This is a genomic window from Pseudomonas sp., from assembly GCF_049300855.1.
Lineage (GTDB): Bacteria > Pseudomonadota > Gammaproteobacteria > Pseudomonadales > Pseudomonadaceae > Aquipseudomonas.
Genome location: NZ_JBAQKH010000042.1, coordinates 72,425 through 88,710 on the forward strand (window position 1 = coordinate 72,425; position 16,286 = coordinate 88,710).

The 16,286-nt window shown below is 58.7% G+C and carries 16 protein-coding genes and 1 tRNA gene; 7 read left to right on the top strand and 10 right to left on the bottom strand.

Annotated elements, in window-relative coordinates:
- Positions 1 to 22: 22 nt before the first annotated feature.
- The 4 genes from WA225_RS21635 to WA225_RS21650 all read right to left on the bottom strand — a co-directional run bounded on the left by WA225_RS21635 (position 23) and on the right by WA225_RS21650 (position 3,958).
- On the bottom strand, positions 23 to 634 hold the full coding sequence (locus WA225_RS21635) for a transposase (protein WP_007915478.1): 612 nt from the start codon (positions 632 to 634) through the stop codon (positions 23 to 25).
- A 282-nt stretch (positions 635 to 916) separates the two neighbouring features.
- Positions 917 to 2,125 (bottom strand): DSD1 family PLP-dependent enzyme, encoded by a 1,209-nt coding sequence (locus WA225_RS21640; protein WP_422609806.1) that lies wholly within the window; start codon positions 2,123 to 2,125, stop codon positions 917 to 919.
- A gap of 74 nt (positions 2,126 to 2,199) precedes the next feature.
- On the bottom strand, positions 2,200 to 3,528 hold the full coding sequence (locus WA225_RS21645; RefSeq protein WP_422609807.1) for a D-arabinono-1,4-lactone oxidase: 1,329 nt from the start codon (positions 3,526 to 3,528) through the stop codon (positions 2,200 to 2,202).
- A 76-nt stretch (positions 3,529 to 3,604) separates the two neighbouring features.
- Positions 3,605 to 3,958 carry a c-type cytochrome gene (locus tag WA225_RS21650; RefSeq protein WP_422609523.1) on the bottom strand — a complete coding sequence of 118 codons (354 nt, stop codon included), beginning with the start codon at positions 3,956 to 3,958 and terminating at the stop codon, positions 3,605 to 3,607.
- Positions 3,959 to 4,307: 349 nt separating this feature from the next.
- On the opposite strand from WA225_RS21650, the gene WA225_RS21655 reads away from it, so the two are divergent.
- The 4 genes from WA225_RS21655 (at position 4,308) to WA225_RS21670 (ending at position 8,481) form a co-directional block, all read left to right on the top strand.
- A complete protein-coding gene (locus WA225_RS21655) occupies positions 4,308 to 5,933 on the top strand; it encodes an NADP-dependent glyceraldehyde-3-phosphate dehydrogenase (RefSeq protein ID WP_422609524.1) in 1,626 nt (541 codons plus the stop codon).
- Between the two features lie 130 nt (positions 5,934 to 6,063).
- The gene (locus tag WA225_RS21660; protein WP_093433068.1) at positions 6,064 to 6,414 is read left to right on the top strand and encodes a DUF3302 domain-containing protein; all 351 of its coding nucleotides are present in this window, start codon (positions 6,064 to 6,066) and stop codon (positions 6,412 to 6,414) included.
- Positions 6,415 to 6,419: 5 nt separating this feature from the next.
- Positions 6,420 to 7,379, top strand: a complete 960-nt coding sequence (locus tag WA225_RS21665; RefSeq protein WP_422609525.1) for an HlyD family secretion protein — start codon at positions 6,420 to 6,422, stop codon at positions 7,377 to 7,379.
- 61 nt (positions 7,380 to 7,440) lie between these two features.
- Positions 7,441 to 8,481: an FUSC family protein gene (locus WA225_RS21670; protein WP_422609526.1), complete on the top strand. Its 1,041-nt coding sequence runs from the start codon at positions 7,441 to 7,443 to the stop codon at positions 8,479 to 8,481.
- A 3-nt stretch (positions 8,482 to 8,484) separates the two neighbouring features.
- Here WA225_RS21670 and WA225_RS21675 read toward each other — a convergent pair whose 3' ends face one another.
- Positions 8,485 to 9,378: a DMT family transporter gene (locus WA225_RS21675; protein ID WP_422609527.1), complete on the bottom strand. Its 894-nt coding sequence runs from the start codon at positions 9,376 to 9,378 to the stop codon at positions 8,485 to 8,487.
- Between the two features lie 138 nt (positions 9,379 to 9,516).
- Between WA225_RS21675 and WA225_RS21680 the strand changes: the two genes are divergently transcribed.
- Both WA225_RS21680 and WA225_RS21685 read left to right on the top strand, forming a co-directional pair.
- Positions 9,517 to 9,954 carry an Lrp/AsnC family transcriptional regulator gene (locus WA225_RS21680; RefSeq protein ID WP_064118307.1) on the top strand — a complete coding sequence of 146 codons (438 nt, stop codon included), beginning with the start codon at positions 9,517 to 9,519 and terminating at the stop codon, positions 9,952 to 9,954.
- Between the two features lie 57 nt (positions 9,955 to 10,011).
- Positions 10,012 to 10,329 (top strand): YceK/YidQ family lipoprotein, encoded by a 318-nt coding sequence (locus tag WA225_RS21685; protein WP_422609529.1) that lies wholly within the window; start codon positions 10,012 to 10,014, stop codon positions 10,327 to 10,329.
- 42 nt (positions 10,330 to 10,371) lie between these two features.
- Here WA225_RS21685 and WA225_RS21690 read toward each other — a convergent pair whose 3' ends face one another.
- Complete coding sequence (locus tag WA225_RS21690) at positions 10,372 to 11,727, bottom strand: hypothetical protein (protein WP_422609530.1); 1,356 nt, start codon at positions 11,725 to 11,727, stop codon at positions 10,372 to 10,374.
- Between the two features lie 402 nt (positions 11,728 to 12,129).
- Complete coding sequence (locus WA225_RS21695) at positions 12,130 to 12,801, bottom strand: Bax inhibitor-1/YccA family protein (RefSeq protein ID WP_008081508.1); 672 nt, start codon at positions 12,799 to 12,801, stop codon at positions 12,130 to 12,132.
- A 122-nt stretch (positions 12,802 to 12,923) separates the two neighbouring features.
- On the opposite strand from WA225_RS21695, the gene WA225_RS21700 reads away from it, so the two are divergent.
- Positions 12,924 to 13,011 (top strand) — tRNA-Ser (locus tag WA225_RS21700).
- A 215-nt stretch (positions 13,012 to 13,226) separates the two neighbouring features.
- Here WA225_RS21700 and WA225_RS21705 read toward each other — a convergent pair.
- Genes WA225_RS21705 through mmsA form a run of 3 tightly spaced genes read right to left on the bottom strand, consistent with a single transcriptional unit; the run spans position 13,227 to position 16,285 of the window.
- Positions 13,227 to 13,526: a Dabb family protein gene (locus WA225_RS21705; protein WP_422609532.1), complete on the bottom strand. Its 300-nt coding sequence runs from the start codon at positions 13,524 to 13,526 to the stop codon at positions 13,227 to 13,229.
- 36 nt (positions 13,527 to 13,562) lie between these two features.
- Positions 13,563 to 14,753 (bottom strand): multiple monosaccharide ABC transporter permease, encoded by a 1,191-nt coding sequence (gene mmsB / locus WA225_RS21710; protein ID WP_422609533.1) that lies wholly within the window; start codon positions 14,751 to 14,753, stop codon positions 13,563 to 13,565.
- Entirely contained in the window at positions 14,750 to 16,285 is a 1,536-nt protein-coding gene (gene mmsA, locus WA225_RS21715) for a multiple monosaccharide ABC transporter ATP-binding protein (protein ID WP_422609534.1), read from the bottom strand. The genes mmsB and mmsA overlap by 4 nt, the downstream gene beginning before the upstream one ends.
- Between the last annotated feature and the right edge of the window lies 1 nt (position 16,286).

Here is a 16,286-nt window from a genome sequence, read left to right on the forward strand (position 1 = left end):
TTCGAACGCCGCGTGTATGGCGTCAATTGCTGGCTGTCGAGGCGCAGGCGTGTTTGCCCAGCCACGTGTGCAAAAGCGCGAAGTTCAAGGAGAACTCGGGCATTTGCAGCAACGCGCCGCAGAACACTTCGCCGATGATTTTTTGAATGAGCAGCACCGCGCGCGGCTCGTTGAGCAACGTGGCGATGTCGCGACTGAGGGCGTTGAAGCTCCAGACTTTCTGGTTCAGGCCAAGACCGACGAACCAGCGAAACAGCAGGTTGTAATTGAGCTGTTCATACAGTTGCTGTTCGCTGGGCACCGAATAGAGCAGTTGCAGGAGCAGGATGTGCATCACCGTTTGCGCGGGAATCAGCATGCCCGGCTCGGCATTGAGGTCGTGCAGGAGCTCGCGGTGGGCGTCGAGCAAGTCGTCGATCTGCGGGCGCAGCAACACCAGCGAATGGCCCGGCGGAATGTAACTGGAGACCTCTTTCAAGGCGCCCTGCCAGTCATCCTGCGAGACGATCCAGACCCACGGCGCGCCGTAGCGATACACCGAAACCGGCTTCTTGCGCGCGGCTTCGACGATCTTCGACAGGCGTTGATCGAGTTCCTGCATGCCCACTTTCGAGTAGCGTTCCATAGTCCCCATTGCCTCACTCCCGGCGTCCCGCCTCGGCTTGTGAAAAGCGCCCCGTTGGGCCCCTCAAGCGCGTTACATAGGCATGACCGGACTGGCGATGTGCTACCGAACTTTTGTCATAAAAGCTTCATTACAGAATTTGGCAATGAGATGGGACATACACCGAGAACCCTGTGGGAGCTGGCTTGCCAGCGATAGCGGTCTGTCAGCGAAGTAAAGGGTTGCTGACATGACGCCATCGCTGGCAAGCCAGCTCCCACAGGGTTTTGCAGTGTTTGGGTGATTTGGGGGTCAGGTGTAGACCGGCCAGGTGTCGACGATTTTGCCGCCGCGCACGGCGAGCAGATCGCCGAATTGCAGAAGTACCGCTTCGGTCTGGGTCGGGCGCAGGAAGACTTGATCTTCTATGCTCAGGCCGACGGCGCTGGAGCCGTTGACCATCTCCTGATTGGAGCTGCGGCCATATACGCCGTTGCTCTGCAAACCAGCAGGCGATTCGAACTCGGCCATCCAGTTACCACCGTAGATGAAGAAGGTCTGACGCTGATTCTGGTCCCACCACGAGAACAGCTTGGACTTGTCATCCAGCGCCGGGATGTTCACCGCCCCTGTGCTTTTCAACACAGGGGTGGCGATGTAGGTCGCGGGCACGTGCTCGCTGAGCGACGGCAAATCATAATGCGTCGGCTTGAGCATCGCCGTGCCCACCGAAACTTCAGTGCTGAGCTTTTCGTTTTCATGCATGCGATAACTCGGGCTGCCAGCGGTGTTCAGGCACAAACCGTCATGCCACAACGCCGGGAACTGCTGCCGGGTGAAATCGACGCAACGCTGATAAATCACCATGACCTTGGCGAACAGTTGTTCCGGCGAGCCGAGAATCCCCGGCACGCCCATGCCCACGAACGGGTCGTAACCCATGAACCCGGCAAACTCCAGATGCTGCGGGTTGGCGCTGATCAGCGTGAGCATCTGCCCCAGCACATTCACATCACTGACGCCGCCCCGGTGCAGGCCGACATCCAGCTCGATGTTGATGCGCATCCGTGTGCCGAGTCCTTGAGCCAGCGCGAGGTATTGCTGCAAACGCTCGGGGCCGTCGAGCAACCATTGCAGTTGCTTCGCGGGATCGAACGGGCCTTTGTGGGATTGATAGAAAATCTCGGCCGAGCGCACCGGCAGTGGCTTGCCGAGCAGGATGTCGGACTGCGCAAACACCTGCGCATCGTGATTGAGAAATGGCTGATGAAACGACATCAGCTTCTGCGTCCCGGCACGCTGGCCGATGTAATTCAACAATCCCGGCGCCGGCAAGGATTTTTCCACCAACCGCAATTGCTTGCCGCCGCGCTTGACCGACTGCATCACCACATCGATGTTGTGATCGAGGCGATCCAGATCGATCAGCAGCACCGGGCGCATCGGGCCTTTTTCCTTTAACTCTTTGTTCAATGCGCGGAAATATTCGCTGTACGGCACGCCGTGGTCTCCCGGCCGCAAAACTGCGCCCACACCCACCAACAACGCGCCGACACCCAATGTACCGAGCAGGAAACTACGTCGATTGACCGCCATCAGCTCACCCCCAGAATCGACGCCAGATGCGCATTGAGAAAGCGCCCACTTGGGTCGAGCGCCTGGCGCACGTCGACAAATTCGCGCCAGCGCGGATACAACGGTTGCAGGGTTCGCGCATTCAGTGTGTGCAACTTGCCCCAGTGCGGACGCCCGTTGTACTTCCAGAAGATCGGTTCGACCGCCGCGAAGAAGTTGTGATGATCCATCTGGTAATGCTGGTGCACCGAGATCGAACAACTGTCGCGACCTTCGAACATGCTCAGCGGAATATCGTCGGCCTTGACGTAGCGGTACTCGATGGGAAACCAGGTGCGCAGGTCTTTGTCCTGAATCAGCTTGAGAATCTCGCGCAGGCACGCCGGGCCATATTCGGCCGGCACTGAATATTCCATCTCGTTGAAACGCACGGTGCGCACGTTGGCGTAGATGTCGAAGGAGTCGCCGATGCGGTCATCGAAACTGGCCAGATGACGCAGGCTGTTGAGCAGCGTGCGGCGCAGGTCGGGGAAGTCGCTGCCGTACTTGTCGATCTTCTCGATCAGGGTGACGAACTCGTTGCCGCCCTCCTCTTCAGGCGGAATCGGCGGCGTGGCCGGGTCGCCGGTTTCGTTGAGGGCGATGGACAAGGCGTAGTCGGAATGAGTGACGACGAGCATTTCCCAGTGCTGGTTCTCACTTGTGTTTTTGTCGAGGTCTTCGAGCAATTCTTCGGTCTTGGCGATCCATTGGCGCTCGCGCAGGCGATAGGCCGGGCGGTTTTGCAAACGGATTTTTGTTGCCACACCGAGGGCACCGAGCGAGACGCGGGCAGCGTTGAATACTTCGGGATGGCGCTGGCTGTCGCAGTCGAGCACATCGCCATTGGCCGTCACCAGTTGCAGGCCGCAGACGTGTGCCGAGTAGGACTGGAAGCTTTTCCCGGTGCCGTGGGTGGAGGTGGAAATGGCCCCGGCGAGAGTTTGGTAATCGATGTCGGCCATGTTTTGCAGGGCCTGACCGATGTCTTTCAGCGGTACGCCCATGCGTGACATCGGTGTGCCGGCGGCAAACTCGGCTTGCAGGGTTTTCGCATCGTGATCAAGCAGACCGTTGAAGTAACTCAGCGACAACAGCGTGCCGTCAGTGGGCACCAGCGCGCTGAAGGAATGCGCCGAGCCGACCGGGCGAATCTTGCCTTGTGCCTGCTGGATAACGGTCACCAGTTCATCAAGATTCTTCGGCGCCAGCCGCGCCGCCGGCAGGCAACTCTGCCCGCCCGACCAGTTGCGCCAAGGAATCAAGCGTGGCGCCCGCAGCAATTGGCCCAATGCCGGGTGGCTCGCCAAGGCACTGAAGGCGCCGACGATGCTTGCCCGTTGCAACAACTGACGCCGTGTCAGATCCATGGTCATGCCGGGCACCTTATTCCGGGAGGGGCTGGTCGGCCATGAAGCCGATCAATTGCAAAAATTGTTCTTCCGAGCACTCGACGCACTGACCCATCGGCGGCATGCCGTTGTAGCCGTTGATGGCGTGGTCGAGCAGCGTATCGGCGCCCTGCCGGATGCGCGGTTCCCAGGCTTTGCGATCACCGGTGAGCGGTGCGTTGGCGGCCGGGTTGGCGTGGCAGAGCTGGCAGCTGTTGGCGTAGATCTGCGCCAGTGCCGGGTCTTTGGGGGTCGTGTTATTGGAGGTGACCGGGGGTTTGCGGTCATCGCCGCAACCGGGCAGCGCCATGGCCAACGCCAGCAGTAGAGTGAGTCGGATTGCCCGCATAACGGCCTCGCTTATTGTTGTGCTCTCACCTTAAGGCAGCGGCTGCAACGGTTTGAGGGCATTGCAGGCCAGCGAGGGGGGCAAACGGGGCCAGCTCTCCCCCCGATGATCGTTCCCACGCTCTGCGTGGGAATGCCTCAAGGGACGCTCCGCGTTCCAATGGGACGCAGAGCGTCCCGGGCTGCATTCCCACGCTGAGCGTGGGAACGATCAATGTTCTTTGAAGCTCTGCTGTGCGCCTTTGCGTGACATTCGGGTGACATTTGCGGGTTTAAATTCCGGCGCATTCAGGCGTATAACCTGTAGAGACTTTTTGATCTGCATGCGGACATCAACACGGGGTAGCGACATGACCACAGCAAACATCCTTGGCAATCTGTTCCCTTCTGTCAGCGACATCCCGGAAAAATACCGCCTCGACGCTCAGGTCGAGCAACGCGAATATCTGGTCGATGGCCAGTTGCGCCGCTGGGACGGCCCGCTCGCCACCGTGCGCAGCCCGGTCTATCTGAAGGGCGAAAACGGCGACGAACAAGTCATCCTCGGCAGCACGCCGTTGCTCGATGCCGACACCGCCCTCACCGCCCTCGACGCTGCCGTTCGCGCCTACGACCGAGGCCAGGGCCTGTGGCCAACCATGCGCGTGGCCGAGCGCATCCAGCACGTCGAAGCCTTCCTCGGCCGCATGCGCCAACAGCGCGACGCGGTAGTAAAGCTGCTGATGTGGGAAATCGGCAAGAACCTCAAGGACTCGGAAAAAGAGTTCGACCGCACCTGCGATTACATCGTCGACACCATCAATGCGCTCAAGGAACTCGACCGTCGCTCCAGCCGTTTCGAGCTGGAACAGGACACCCTCGGGCAGATCCGCCGCGTCCCGCTCGGCGTCGCCCTGTGCATGGGCCCTTACAACTATCCGCTGAACGAAACCTTCACCACGTTGATCCCGGCGCTGATCATGGGCAACACCGTGGTGTTCAAACCGGCCAAGCTCGGCGTGCTGCTGATCCGTCCGCTGCTCGAAGCGTTCCGCGACAGCTTCCCCACCGGCGTGATCAACGTGATCTACGGCAGCGGCCGCGAAACCGTCAGCGCACTGATGGCCAGCGGCAAGATCGACATCTTCGCCTTCATCGGCACCAACAAAGCCGCCAGCGACCTGAAAAAACTGCACCCAAAACCACACCGCTTGCGCGCCGCGCTGGGGCTGGATGCGAAAAATCCGGGCATCGTCTTGCCGGAAGTCGATCTCGACAATGCCGTCAGCGAAGCAGTGACCGGTTCGCTGTCGTTCAACGGCCAGCGCTGCACCGCGCTGAAAATCCTCTTCGTCCACGAAGACGTGGTCGACAGCTTCATCGAAAAATTCAACGCCAAATTGGCCACGCTGAAACCGGGCATGCCATGGGACAGCGGCGTGTCGCTGACACCGCTGCCGGAGTCAGGCAAGGTCGATTATCTGCACGGTCTGGTGGCCGATGCGCGCAGCAAGGGTGCCGAAGTGGTCAACCCGAATGGCGGCGAATCGCGCGAATCGTTTTTCTACCCGGCAGTGCTGTACCCGGTGAGCCCGCAGATGCGCGTCTATCAGGAGGAGCAATTCGGCCCGGTGGTGCCGATCGTGCCGTACCGTCACCTCGATACCGTGATCGATTACGTGCTGGAGTCGGACTTCGGCCAGCAACTGAGCATCTTCGGCACCAACCCGGTGGCGGTCGGTCGTCTGGTCGACACCTTTGCCAACCAGGTGGGGCGGATCAACCTCAACGCGCAATGCCAGCGCGGCCCGGACACTTACCCGTTCAATGGCCGTAAAAACTCCGCCGAGGGCACGCTGTCGGTACACGACGCGTTGCGGGTGTTTTCGATCCGCACGCTGGTGGCGACCAAGTTCCAGGACAGCAACAAGGACCTGATCAGCGAGATCATTCGCGGAAGGGATTCGAGCTTCCTGACCACCGATTACATCTTCTGATCAACTGTCACGCGGATCGTGAATAAGCCAAAAGGCGACGGCAACCGCTTCTGACCCAAAGTCGCCAAGCGCCCGGCAAATCAGTGTCTACACTGATGCCAGCACTGTGCTGGATGCCGGGAGCTTGACCATGCTGGATTACTTTGCGCTAGGGGTTTTGGTGTTTGCCGGGCTCGTACTGTTTTACGGGATCATCGTGTTGCACGACATCCCCTATGAGATTGCCGTTCATCGTAACCACCCGCATCAGGATGCAATCCATGCCACTGGCTGGGTCAGTCTGTTCACGCTGCATGCGCTCTGGCCTTTCCTGTGGATCTGGGCGATGGCCTATCGAGAAGATCGCGGCTGGGGCTTCGGTGACGGTAAATCCGTGCAAAACCATGTCGTTCGCCTGGAGCAACAGGTGGTCGAACTGCAAGGACGCCTCGAACGACTCGAAGCGCTGAATGCCACTGCTCCCCACAACGGGGAGGCCTGAACACCATGGATCTGCTGCTTATCCTGACTTATGCCGCGATCTGCGTCGCAGTGTTCAAGATCTTCCGTATCCCGCTGAACAAATGGACGGTGCCCACCGCCGTACTGGGCGGCATCCTGATGATCGGCGCCCTGATTTTCACCATGAACTACAACCACCCCTACTCCGAGGTGGCGCGCACTTACTTCGTTTCCGTGCCGGTGATTCCGGTTGTCAGCGGTCAGGTGATCGACGTGCCGGTGAAGGGTAACGAGCCGCTGGAAAAAGGCGATGTGCTGTTTCGCATCGACCCCACGCCGTTTGAAAACCGGGTGAAATCGCTGAAAGCACAACTGGTCGCCGCCAAGGGGGATCGCTACCGCATCACCGAATTGATCCGGCGCAACTTCGGCACTCAACGCGAACTGGATGCGGCCATCGCCCGCACCGATGATCTGCAGGCGCAACTGGACAATGCTCAGTTCGAGCTGGACAACACCACCGTTCGCGCGCCGAGCAAAGGCTTCGTCACCCATGTTTCACTACGGCCGGGGATGATGGCGAGCAAGTTGCCGTTGCGCCCATCGATGGTGTTCATTCCTGAGGAAGGCCAATATTTTGCCGCGTGGATGCGCCAGAACAGCCTGCTGCGCCTGACCGTCGGGGATGAGGCGGAAGTCGCGTTCGACGGCATTCCCGGCAAGGTGTTCGCAGGCCGGGTGAAGAATGTCATCGGTGTGATTGCCGAAGGTCAGGTACAACCTTCCGGCACGCTGATCGGCTATACCGGTTCGCCGCCAGCCGGGCGTGTGCCGGTGATCATCGAAATCACCGATCCGGACTTCGCCCAGTACAGCAAGCTGATGCCGGGCGGTGCTTACGGGCAGGCCGCGTTGTACAGTCAGCACTTCCATCACATTGGCACGATGCGCAAAATCCTCCTGCGTATGGCAGCATGGATGAATTACATTTTCCCTTTCCATTGACCTGAAGCCCAATCACGAGAGGCCCGCACTGAGTACTTACAGCACCCATCGACTTCCGCCCTTGCTGCGCCGTGTCCTGCGTCCGTTGCTTGATCCTTATCGACGCTACCGGCACGCGCGGCTGATCCATGCGGTGCGCGTGGCCCTCGGCTTACTGGCAACCATCCTGCTCACCACCGGCATCAACCTGCCCCACGGCGAGTGGGCTTCGGTGACCATGCTGGTGGTGATCGGTGGTTTGCAGCACCACGGCAACATCGGTAAAAAAGCCGCCGAACGCGCCACCGGCACCTTGATCGGCGCCGGCGTCGGTTTGCTGCTGGTGGCGCAACAGGCGTGGCTCGGCATGCCGTGGCTGACGTATTTTGCGATGGCGGTGGTCTGTGGGTTCTTCTCTTATCACGCGATTGGCAAAGGCGGTTACACCGCCCTGCTCTCGGCAATTACCGTGTTCATCGTTGCCGGGCATGGAGACAACCCGATCACCGACGGATTGTGGCGCGGCGTCGACATCCTCATCGGTATCGCGCTGGCGCTGGCCTTCTCTTTCGCCCTGCCGCTCTACGCGGTGTACTCGTGGCGCTACAACCTCGCCGATGCCCTGCGCGATTGCGCCACGGTGTATGGGCGGATCATCAGCGGTCAGCCGGTCAGCGCCGATGAGCATTTGAAGTTGATGGCGCGGCTCGGCGCGGTGATGGTGCAGTTGCGCTCGCTGATGCCGTCGGTGTCCAAGGAAGTGAAGATTTCCATGACCGAACTCGATGCCATTCAGCGCAACCTGCGCATGTGCATCAGCACGCTGGAAATCCTCGGCAACATCCGACCGGATGCCAGCGATCCAGAAGCCATGACCCACCTGCAATCCGCGCTGAAGGCCGAGCATCGGCAGATTCGCGTGCAACTGATCGGTATGGCCCGGGCGTTGAAAACCGGGGCTGCACAACGCCTGGACAAGCCGCTCGAGTTGCCGGAAGCCAAACTCGATGCGCCGGTTTACAGCACGCTGGATGGCTACCGACTGTTGACCCGGCAACTGTCGACGAACATCGGCGAGATGCGCCAGCGCCTGGCGAAAACCGCGCCGCGCTGGAACATCTGAAGGTTACTGCGCGGCCAGTCGCCGGCGCTTCAGGCCCCAACCCTGTTGCATGCCGGCGGCGGCCACCAGGATCGCCGCCACGCCGAGCCATTGCAGGGTTTCCAGGCGATGGCCGAAGGCGAACCAGTCAACAAAGATCGCGGCAATCGGATAGATGAATGACAGTGCGCCGGTCAACGCCGTCGGCAACTTCTGGATCGCGCCGTACAGCAGCACATACATCAGGCCGGTGTGAACGATGCCAAGCGTCACCAGGCTGGTCCAGGCACTCGGCGCTTGCGGCAGCGCACTGAAATTCGCGAACGGTGCCAGCAGCAGAACCCCGGTGCAGACCTGAATCAGCGCAATCAAGTGCGGTGGCGTGCCAGTCAGACGTTTGATGATCAGGGCAGCAATCGCGTAGAGAAACGCCGCACCCAACGCCAACGCAATGCCCATCAGATAGTCGTTGCCGCTCTCGCCCTGAGTGCCGTGGGCACTGACGATTGCCAGCATGCCCATGAACGAAATCGCCAGCCAGAACAGCTTCTGCAAAGTGATTTTTTCGCCGAGAAACAGCGCCGCCAACCCGACCAGCATGAACGGCTGCACGTTGTACACCGCCGTGCCGATGGCGATTGAGGCCCGGGAGTATGAGGCGAACAACAACACCCAGTTGCCGACAATCGCCATCCCACTGACCACGGCGAGCAGGAAGGTGGTGCGGGTCAGAATGCCCGGGCGCAGAAAGCCGAAAGCGGCACAGATCAACAGCAAGGTGCCGGCACCGAAAACGCAGCGCCAGAACACTACATCGAGTACCGGTTGCCCGGAGACCAGCACAAACCAGCCGATCGTCCCGGATATGAGCATGGCGGCAGTCATTTCGAATGAGCCGCGCCGGAGTGTTTTGTCCATCATCAATCTCCTGTCTTTGTGGCAAAAGTATGCCGAGCAAAGCCATAGAGGCTCCAGCGCAAAAAGCAGGCTAAACTCCAGATCTGCCTTTTTTATCGTGGGTAGTTTTCGCTAATTGCCTAATGCTGGAGTTTCTTCATGACTGACGATATTGATCAGATCCTCATCGGCGCCTTGATGGAGGATTCGCGGCGCTCGCTCAAGGCTCTGGCACAAATCAGCGGCCTGTCATCGCCAAGCGTAGCCGAGCGCTTGCGCCGACTCGAAGAGCGCGGCGTGCTCAAGGGCTACACCGTCGAAATTGACCCTAAATGCTTCGGCTATCAGTTGCAGGCGATCGTGCGAGTGCGGCCATTGCCGGGGCAGTTGCAGGAAGTCGAGCGGCAGATTCTGGCGATTCCCGAGTTCACCGAGTGCGACAAGGTCACGGGCGAAGACTGCTTCATCGCTCGCCTGCATGTGCGCTCGATGGAACAACTGGACACCCTGCTCGACCGCCTCAATACCCTTGCGGAAACCAATACTGCGATCGTCAAGAAGACGCCGGTAAAGCGCCGTTTGCCACCGATGGCCTAAGTGCTTTTTCAACACGTTTGACGTAGATTGAGGTTTTTCCGACGAAGGATTGGCGGTATGAAAGTTCAGGCAATGATGCTGAGCGCATTAGTGTTGAGTGGTTGCGGGACAGTGCAAACGGTCATGCGCGACGACCAGGTCGCCGTGGACGATTTGAGATCGAACAAATCCTATTGCGGGGCGGTGCCGAGAATCTACAGCGGCGTGATGTATGACTTCTGCAGTCTGCATGCGCCGGTAGACCAAGGTAACAAGTACAACGCCGCCCTGCCCGGCTGGGCGATTGATGCTGTGGCGTCCGGGGTGCTCGACACGTTGTTGCTGCCCTACACCGTCTACAAACAGCAGACTGACGGCAGCATCGTGATCAACTGAAAAAGCCTGCGCACGCCGCAACGTGCGCAGGCTATTCGCTGCTTACTCCAGCAGTTGCTGCAGGCTCGGGTCACGAATGACTTTCTGCAATGGCTTCGGCGTGGCGTTGTTGGTGGAATTGAGCATTTTCAGTTTCATGTCCGACGCTTTGCTGCACGCATTCTTGCCGTCAGCGTAGATGCCGCTCATGTCGCATTTCCACTCGAAGTAATTCACCAGACCGCCGGACAACTGCAGGCTGTAGTCAGTGCTTTGAGTGCCCGGCGTGAAAGCATGGCCGGCCGGAATGTTCTGGAACCACTTCATCCATTCAGGCGAACCCGGCTTCGGCGCATTGGCCTGGAACGTTGGATTCATGATCGCCACTTGCGGCGTTTCGGCGGTTGCATGGCAGCTCAGGCAGGAACTGTTGGGGTTGTCCACCGGACCATTGAGGCGACCGTTCCAGCCCAGATGGGTGGGCGGCAACTCCTGGGTCTTGGCGTTGATCGCTGTCTGTTGCAACGCGGGGTTGATCTTGGTTTGCGTCGGTTGCGGGTTGGTGAAGTCGTTGCCGATTTCTTCCGGATCGTTGCCCCACATGATCCCTACCGGGACGAGGTTGTCCCAGCCAGGCTTGCCGGTTTTCGCGCCGTTGTACTGAAAGGTGCCGAAGATCCAGCCAGTGGCACTCATGCGCTGATCGCGCACGGCGATGTCCATCTGGATCAATGCGACATCTTTGATCTTGCGATTGGCCGACGTGAACGTTTCGGTGACGTAGCCCTTCCACAACACCGGGTTCACCAGGAACGGCACGGTGCTGCGATCGATATCGGCGAACAGGGCTTTGCAGACTACGGTGCCGTCGGGGAAGCTGTTGGGTGCCGATGTGTATTTCGGATCAGGGTTGTTCGGGTCTTTCCAGACCTCTCCGATGGTATAGGCGCCGATGTCGTTATAGATGCCCACCGCGTAAGTCTGGCCGGTGGCGGTCTGCGTGGCGGCGAGTTGCTTGACCTGGATCTGCGCCTCTTTGGTCAGGCCGTGAATCCCTTCGCGTCCCAGCGGGCCATAGTGCTGCCACGGCATGTGATACCACTGGCGTTTTTTATTGTTCTGCACGTACCAATCAGCCTCGACGTTGCCTTCGAGGCAATAGGTTTTGACTTCCTCCATGTACGCACGCCAAGTCTCAAAATTGTTATCTGGCTTGGTCGGTAGATTCTTGAAAAAACCCGGTAGCGGTACTTTCGGCGCTGTTGCCGGGTAATTCTGGCTCAACTCAAACAGTGGGCCAGAGTATTGGCTGGAAGGTGGTTGATAGCCGAAGTCAGGATAGACGCCGGCGAGGGTTGACGCGCTGAAGAGCGCGGTGGTGACGGCCAGTACAGCCAGTTTTCCTTGGGGCTGGTTCATCGATGATCTCCTTGATTGGGACAACGCCTGCAATCGCAGGGCCTCCATTATTTTTCTGGTATCAGGGTCCCGGTCGTTCGCCGGAATACGGTCATGGTGCATAGAATTTGGCGTGGTTCACCTCCCGGTTTTCACTGGACGAACGAATACAGTCGCTCTCGGCCGAAAGGCCTGGCGATCAACAGCAAGGGAAGTGAATGCGAGGGCGCAGGGATTACACGAGGGGTGCTGGTTAACGACTCCTGTCGATCAGGCTACTGCTCTTCCTTGGTATTAAGGTGTAGGTGATTTCCAAAAAGACGCCACTATTTTCAGATCATTTTATGGGTAAAAGGCCACTACGCTTTTCAGCGAGCAACAAAAAACCCGCCTAAGCGGGTTTTTTGTTGAAACGAATAACGATCAGTCGTCGCGGCTCATGATGCCGAAGATCTGCAACAAGCTGATGAACAGGTTGTAGATCGATACATACAGGCTGATGGTCGCCATGATGTAGTTGCGCTCGCCGCCGTGGATGATGGCGCTGGTCTGGAACAGGATGCACACCGACGAGAACAGCACGAAACCTGCGCTGATCGCCAGTTGCAGGCCGCTGATCTGGAAGAAGAAGCTCGCCAGCGTTGCACCCAGCAACACGAAGAAACCAGCGGTGATGAAACCACCGAGGAAGCTCATGTCCTTGCGGGTGATCAGCACGTAGGCCGACAGACCACCGAACACCAGCGCGGTCATCGCGAACGCCGAGCTCACCACTTCAGCACCGCCCTGCATGCCCAGGTAACGGTTGAGGATCGGGCCGAGCAGGAAACCCATGAAACCGGTCAACGCGAACGCGGACACCAGGCCCCACGCGGAATCACGGAGTTTGTTAGTGAGGAAGAACAGCCCGTAGAAGCCGATCAGCACCACGAAAATGTTCGGGTAGCCAACGCGCATCTGCTGGGCGACGAAAGCCATGACGCCGCTGAATGCGAGGGTCAGCGCCAGTAGGCCGTAAGTGTTGCGCAGGACGCGGCTAACCTCTAGCTGCTCAGCCTGCACGCTGTTATTAACTGCGTAATCCTGTTCGCGCATGGCGACACTCCTGTTGGTTTGAAACGTTCAGTCGCAAAGATCATAACAGACGCTCTGTAACAAGCCATGCAGAGAGTTTGACAGTGTGTTTCATTCAGGTATTATGGCGCCCGCAACGCAACGGAGGTGTGGCCGAGTGGTTTAAGGCAACGGTCTTGAAAACCGTCGACTGTAACAGGTCCATGAGTTCGAATCCCATCGCCTCCGCCATCTTATGTACGACAAAGCCCTGATTATTCAGGGCTTTGTCGTTTCTGGCATTCCGGAATTTTGTTAATCCATCTCTGGATCGTTTCCGCATCTTTTCGGTAGTTTCCGCAACCTGGCTCGCGGAATGCTCGATTTGCAGTTCTCCTAACTGTCTGTAACTCCAGCCAACTATTCTCGCTGGCTGGGTGTCGATCCACAGTACAAGCTCAATGTATTCATGAGGTGTAGTCGACCTGGTATCGTGCTATTCGAGTATTGCCTAGTTCTGCTCTTACCCGCAGATGTTCAGGGTGTGACGCATAAGCGTCCAGTGCCTCCTGCGAATCGAATTCACTGTACAAAACCACATCACAGGCGTAGTCGATACGACTCATATCCACACCGACTTCGATTTTCAGCAGGCCGGGTATCAGCCCGGCAAGTCCTTCAAAACGTTCCTTGAGAAACAAGCACGCGCGCTGATGCTGTTCAGGCGTATCTCCCTCCATGTTCCACATCACAATGTGTTTAATCATCGCTCTCCTCCTGCGCTCTTGGTTGTGTGGGTCATTTCAACTTTTGCTCTTCTGATAGACATCCACAAATACCGCCGCCAACAGCACTGCGCCCTTGATCATTTGCTGATAGTCGATGCCGATGCCCATGATTGACATACCGTTGTTCAACACGCCCATGATGAAAGCGCCGATCACCACGCCCACGACCTTGCCAACCCCGCCGGACGCTGATGCGCCACCGATGAATACGGCAGCGATTACGTCGAGTTCGAACCCGGTGCCGCCACGCGGCGTGGCGCTGTTTAGGCGGGCGACGAAGATCAGGCCAGCGACCGCCGCCAGGACGCCCATGTTGACGAAGGCGAAGAACGTAACGCGGGCGGTATTGATCCCCGACAGGCGTGCGGCTTTGAGATTGCCGCCCACGGCATAGATCCAGCGGCCGATTACCGTGCGATTCATGATGAAGGTGTACACGCCGATCAACACGCTCATGATCACCAGCACCGTCGGGATCCCGCGGTAGGTCGACAGCAAGTAGCAGAAGTAGATGATCAGCGCTGCGATGAAGCCGTTCTTCAGGGCAAACAACGCCATGGGCGCAGCGTTACCACCACTCTTCAACGTGCGCCGGCGGCTGCGGTACTCGATGAACCAGAAGGCCGCAGCCACCGCAACGCCGAGCAGCAGCGAGGTGATCCGCAGGTGCTCGCTGCCGAAAAGATCCGGGATGAATCCAGAGCTGATCGCCGAGAACGCCGGAGGAAATGGCCCGATCGATTGTCCCTGAGAAATAGCGATGGTCGCGCCGCGAAAGATCAGCATGCCCGCCAGCGTGACAATGAACGAGGGCATGCCCCAGATCGCTACCCAATAACCCTGCGCCGCGCCGATCAAAGCACCGGTCGCCAGACAGATCATCGTGACGGTGAAGAAATCCAGTCGATACTGAATCATCAATACCGCTGCCAGTGCGCCGATGACACCGACTACCGAGCCAACCGACAGATCGATGTGCCCACACACGATCACCATGAGCATGCCCAAGGCCATGACCACGATGTAGCTGTTCTGCAGGATCAGGTTGGTGAGGTTGAGCGGCTGCATCAAAGCGCCGCCGGTCGCCACCTGGAAAAACACCATGATGACGATCAATGAGGCCAGCAGGCCGTATTCGCGTGCGCCACGCTTGAAGGACGTGAGCGCCTTGGTCTTGGTTGGAAGTGGAACGCTGACTTCGCTCACTGGATCACCTCGTTTTTCATGATTGCTTGCATGATTTTTTCCTGCGACGCCTCAGCGATCGGAAACTCGCCGACGAAGCGCCCTTCGTTCATCACATAGATCCGGTCGCAGGTGCCCAGCAGCTCGGGCATTTCCGAGGAAATCATGACGACGCCCCTGCCCTCGCTGACCACTTGATTGACCACCCCGTAGATTTCGTACTTGGCGCCGACGTCGATGCCGCGCGTAGGCTCGTCAAGGATCAGCACCTTGGGATCGGAAAACAGCCATTTGCCGAGCACGACTTTCTGCTGATTGCCGCCCGACAGTTTGTCCACTGTCTGCAAGACATCCGGGCAGCGAATACGCAGGCGCGTCTGGAAATCGACCGCCACGGCGGTTTCGGCCAACTCGTTCATCACCCAGCGTCTGGACACCGCCGCGAGGTTGGCCATGCTGGTATTGCGCGTGATGCTCTCGCCCAGCACCAGGCCGGCGCCCTTGCGATCTTCGGTGGCGTAAGCCAAACCGTGATCAATGGCTTTGCGCACGGTTGCGAGGTCGACTTCTTCACCCTCGACGCGCGCCTTGCCACGGATATTGGTGCCATAGGAACGGCCAAATACACTCATGGCGAGTTCGGTACGCCCAGCGCCCATCAGCCCGGCAATTCCCACGACTTCGCCTTTGCGCACGTGAAAATTGATGTTGCGGATGCGGTCGTGGCCCGGCCGATGCGGATCGCCGACCGACCAGTTTTCCACCTCGAAGAGTTTTTCGCCGATGTCCGCCACTCGCGCCGGGTAGCGATCGGACAGTTCGCGGCCAACCATCGAGCGGATCACCCGGGCTTCATCAATCGGTTCGGCGCGGCAGTCGATGACATCAACGGTACTGCCGTCGCGGATGACCGTAATCTCGTCGGCAACCCGCCCGATTTCATTGAGTTTGTGGGAAATGATGATGGAGGTAATGCCGCGACCCTTCAGCTCAAGCATCAGGTTGAGCAACGTGTCGCTGTCTTTCTCGTTGAGACTGGCCGTGGGCTCGTCGAGAATCAGCAGGCGGACATCCTTGGCCAGCGCCTTCGCAATTTCGACCATTTGCTGCTGACCGATACCAAGGTTGCCGACCAGCGTTTGCGGACGCGCATCAAGGCCGACCCGCTTCAGCAACTCACGCGCTCGCCGATGCGCCTGATTCCAATCAATGACACCACGGTGGGCGATCTCGTTGCCAAGAAACAGGTTCTCGGTGATCGACAGCATCGGCACCAGCGCGAGTTCCTGGTGAATGATACAAATACCCAGCGCCTCGCTGTCACGCAGGCCCTGAAAGGTTCGCGCCTTGCCGTCGAAAATGATCTCTCCGCTGTAGCTGCCGTGCGGATACACGCCGCTAAGGATCTTCATCAAGGTCGATTTGCCTGCGCCGTTTTCACCGCAGATGGCATGTATCTCGCAGTCGCCAACCTTGAGATTCACCCGGCTGAGCGCCTTCACCGGGCCGAAGCGTTTCTGGATATCACGCATATCGAGAAGGGTTCTGGTCATG

Coding starts and splice junctions, on each gene's coding strand:
- WA225_RS21695 (WP_008081508.1), bottom strand. CDS start 12,801: ATGCGCGAACAGGATTACGCAGTTAATAACAGCGTGCAGGCTGAGCAG.
- WA225_RS21675 (WP_422609527.1), bottom strand. CDS start 9,378: ATGGACAAAACACTCCGGCGCGGCTCATTCGAAATGACTGCCGCCATG.
- WA225_RS21655 (WP_422609524.1), top strand. CDS start 4,308: ATGACCACAGCAAACATCCTTGGCAATCTGTTCCCTTCTGTCAGCGAC.
- WA225_RS21635 (WP_007915478.1), bottom strand. CDS start 634: ATGGGGACTATGGAACGCTACTCGAAAGTGGGCATGCAGGAACTCGAT.
- mmsA (WP_422609534.1), bottom strand. CDS start 16,285: ATGACCAGAACCCTTCTCGATATGCGTGATATCCAGAAACGCTTCGGC.
- WA225_RS21680 (WP_064118307.1), top strand. CDS start 9,517: ATGACTGACGATATTGATCAGATCCTCATCGGCGCCTTGATGGAGGAT.
- WA225_RS21690 (WP_422609530.1), bottom strand. CDS start 11,727: ATGAACCAGCCCCAAGGAAAACTGGCTGTACTGGCCGTCACCACCGCG.
- WA225_RS21660 (WP_093433068.1), top strand. CDS start 6,064: ATGCTGGATTACTTTGCGCTAGGGGTTTTGGTGTTTGCCGGGCTCGTA.
- WA225_RS21705 (WP_422609532.1), bottom strand. CDS start 13,526: ATGATTAAACACATTGTGATGTGGAACATGGAGGGAGATACGCCTGAA.
- WA225_RS21665 (WP_422609525.1), top strand. CDS start 6,420: ATGGATCTGCTGCTTATCCTGACTTATGCCGCGATCTGCGTCGCAGTG.
- WA225_RS21650 (WP_422609523.1), bottom strand. CDS start 3,958: ATGCGGGCAATCCGACTCACTCTACTGCTGGCGTTGGCCATGGCGCTG.
- WA225_RS21685 (WP_422609529.1), top strand. CDS start 10,012: ATGAAAGTTCAGGCAATGATGCTGAGCGCATTAGTGTTGAGTGGTTGC.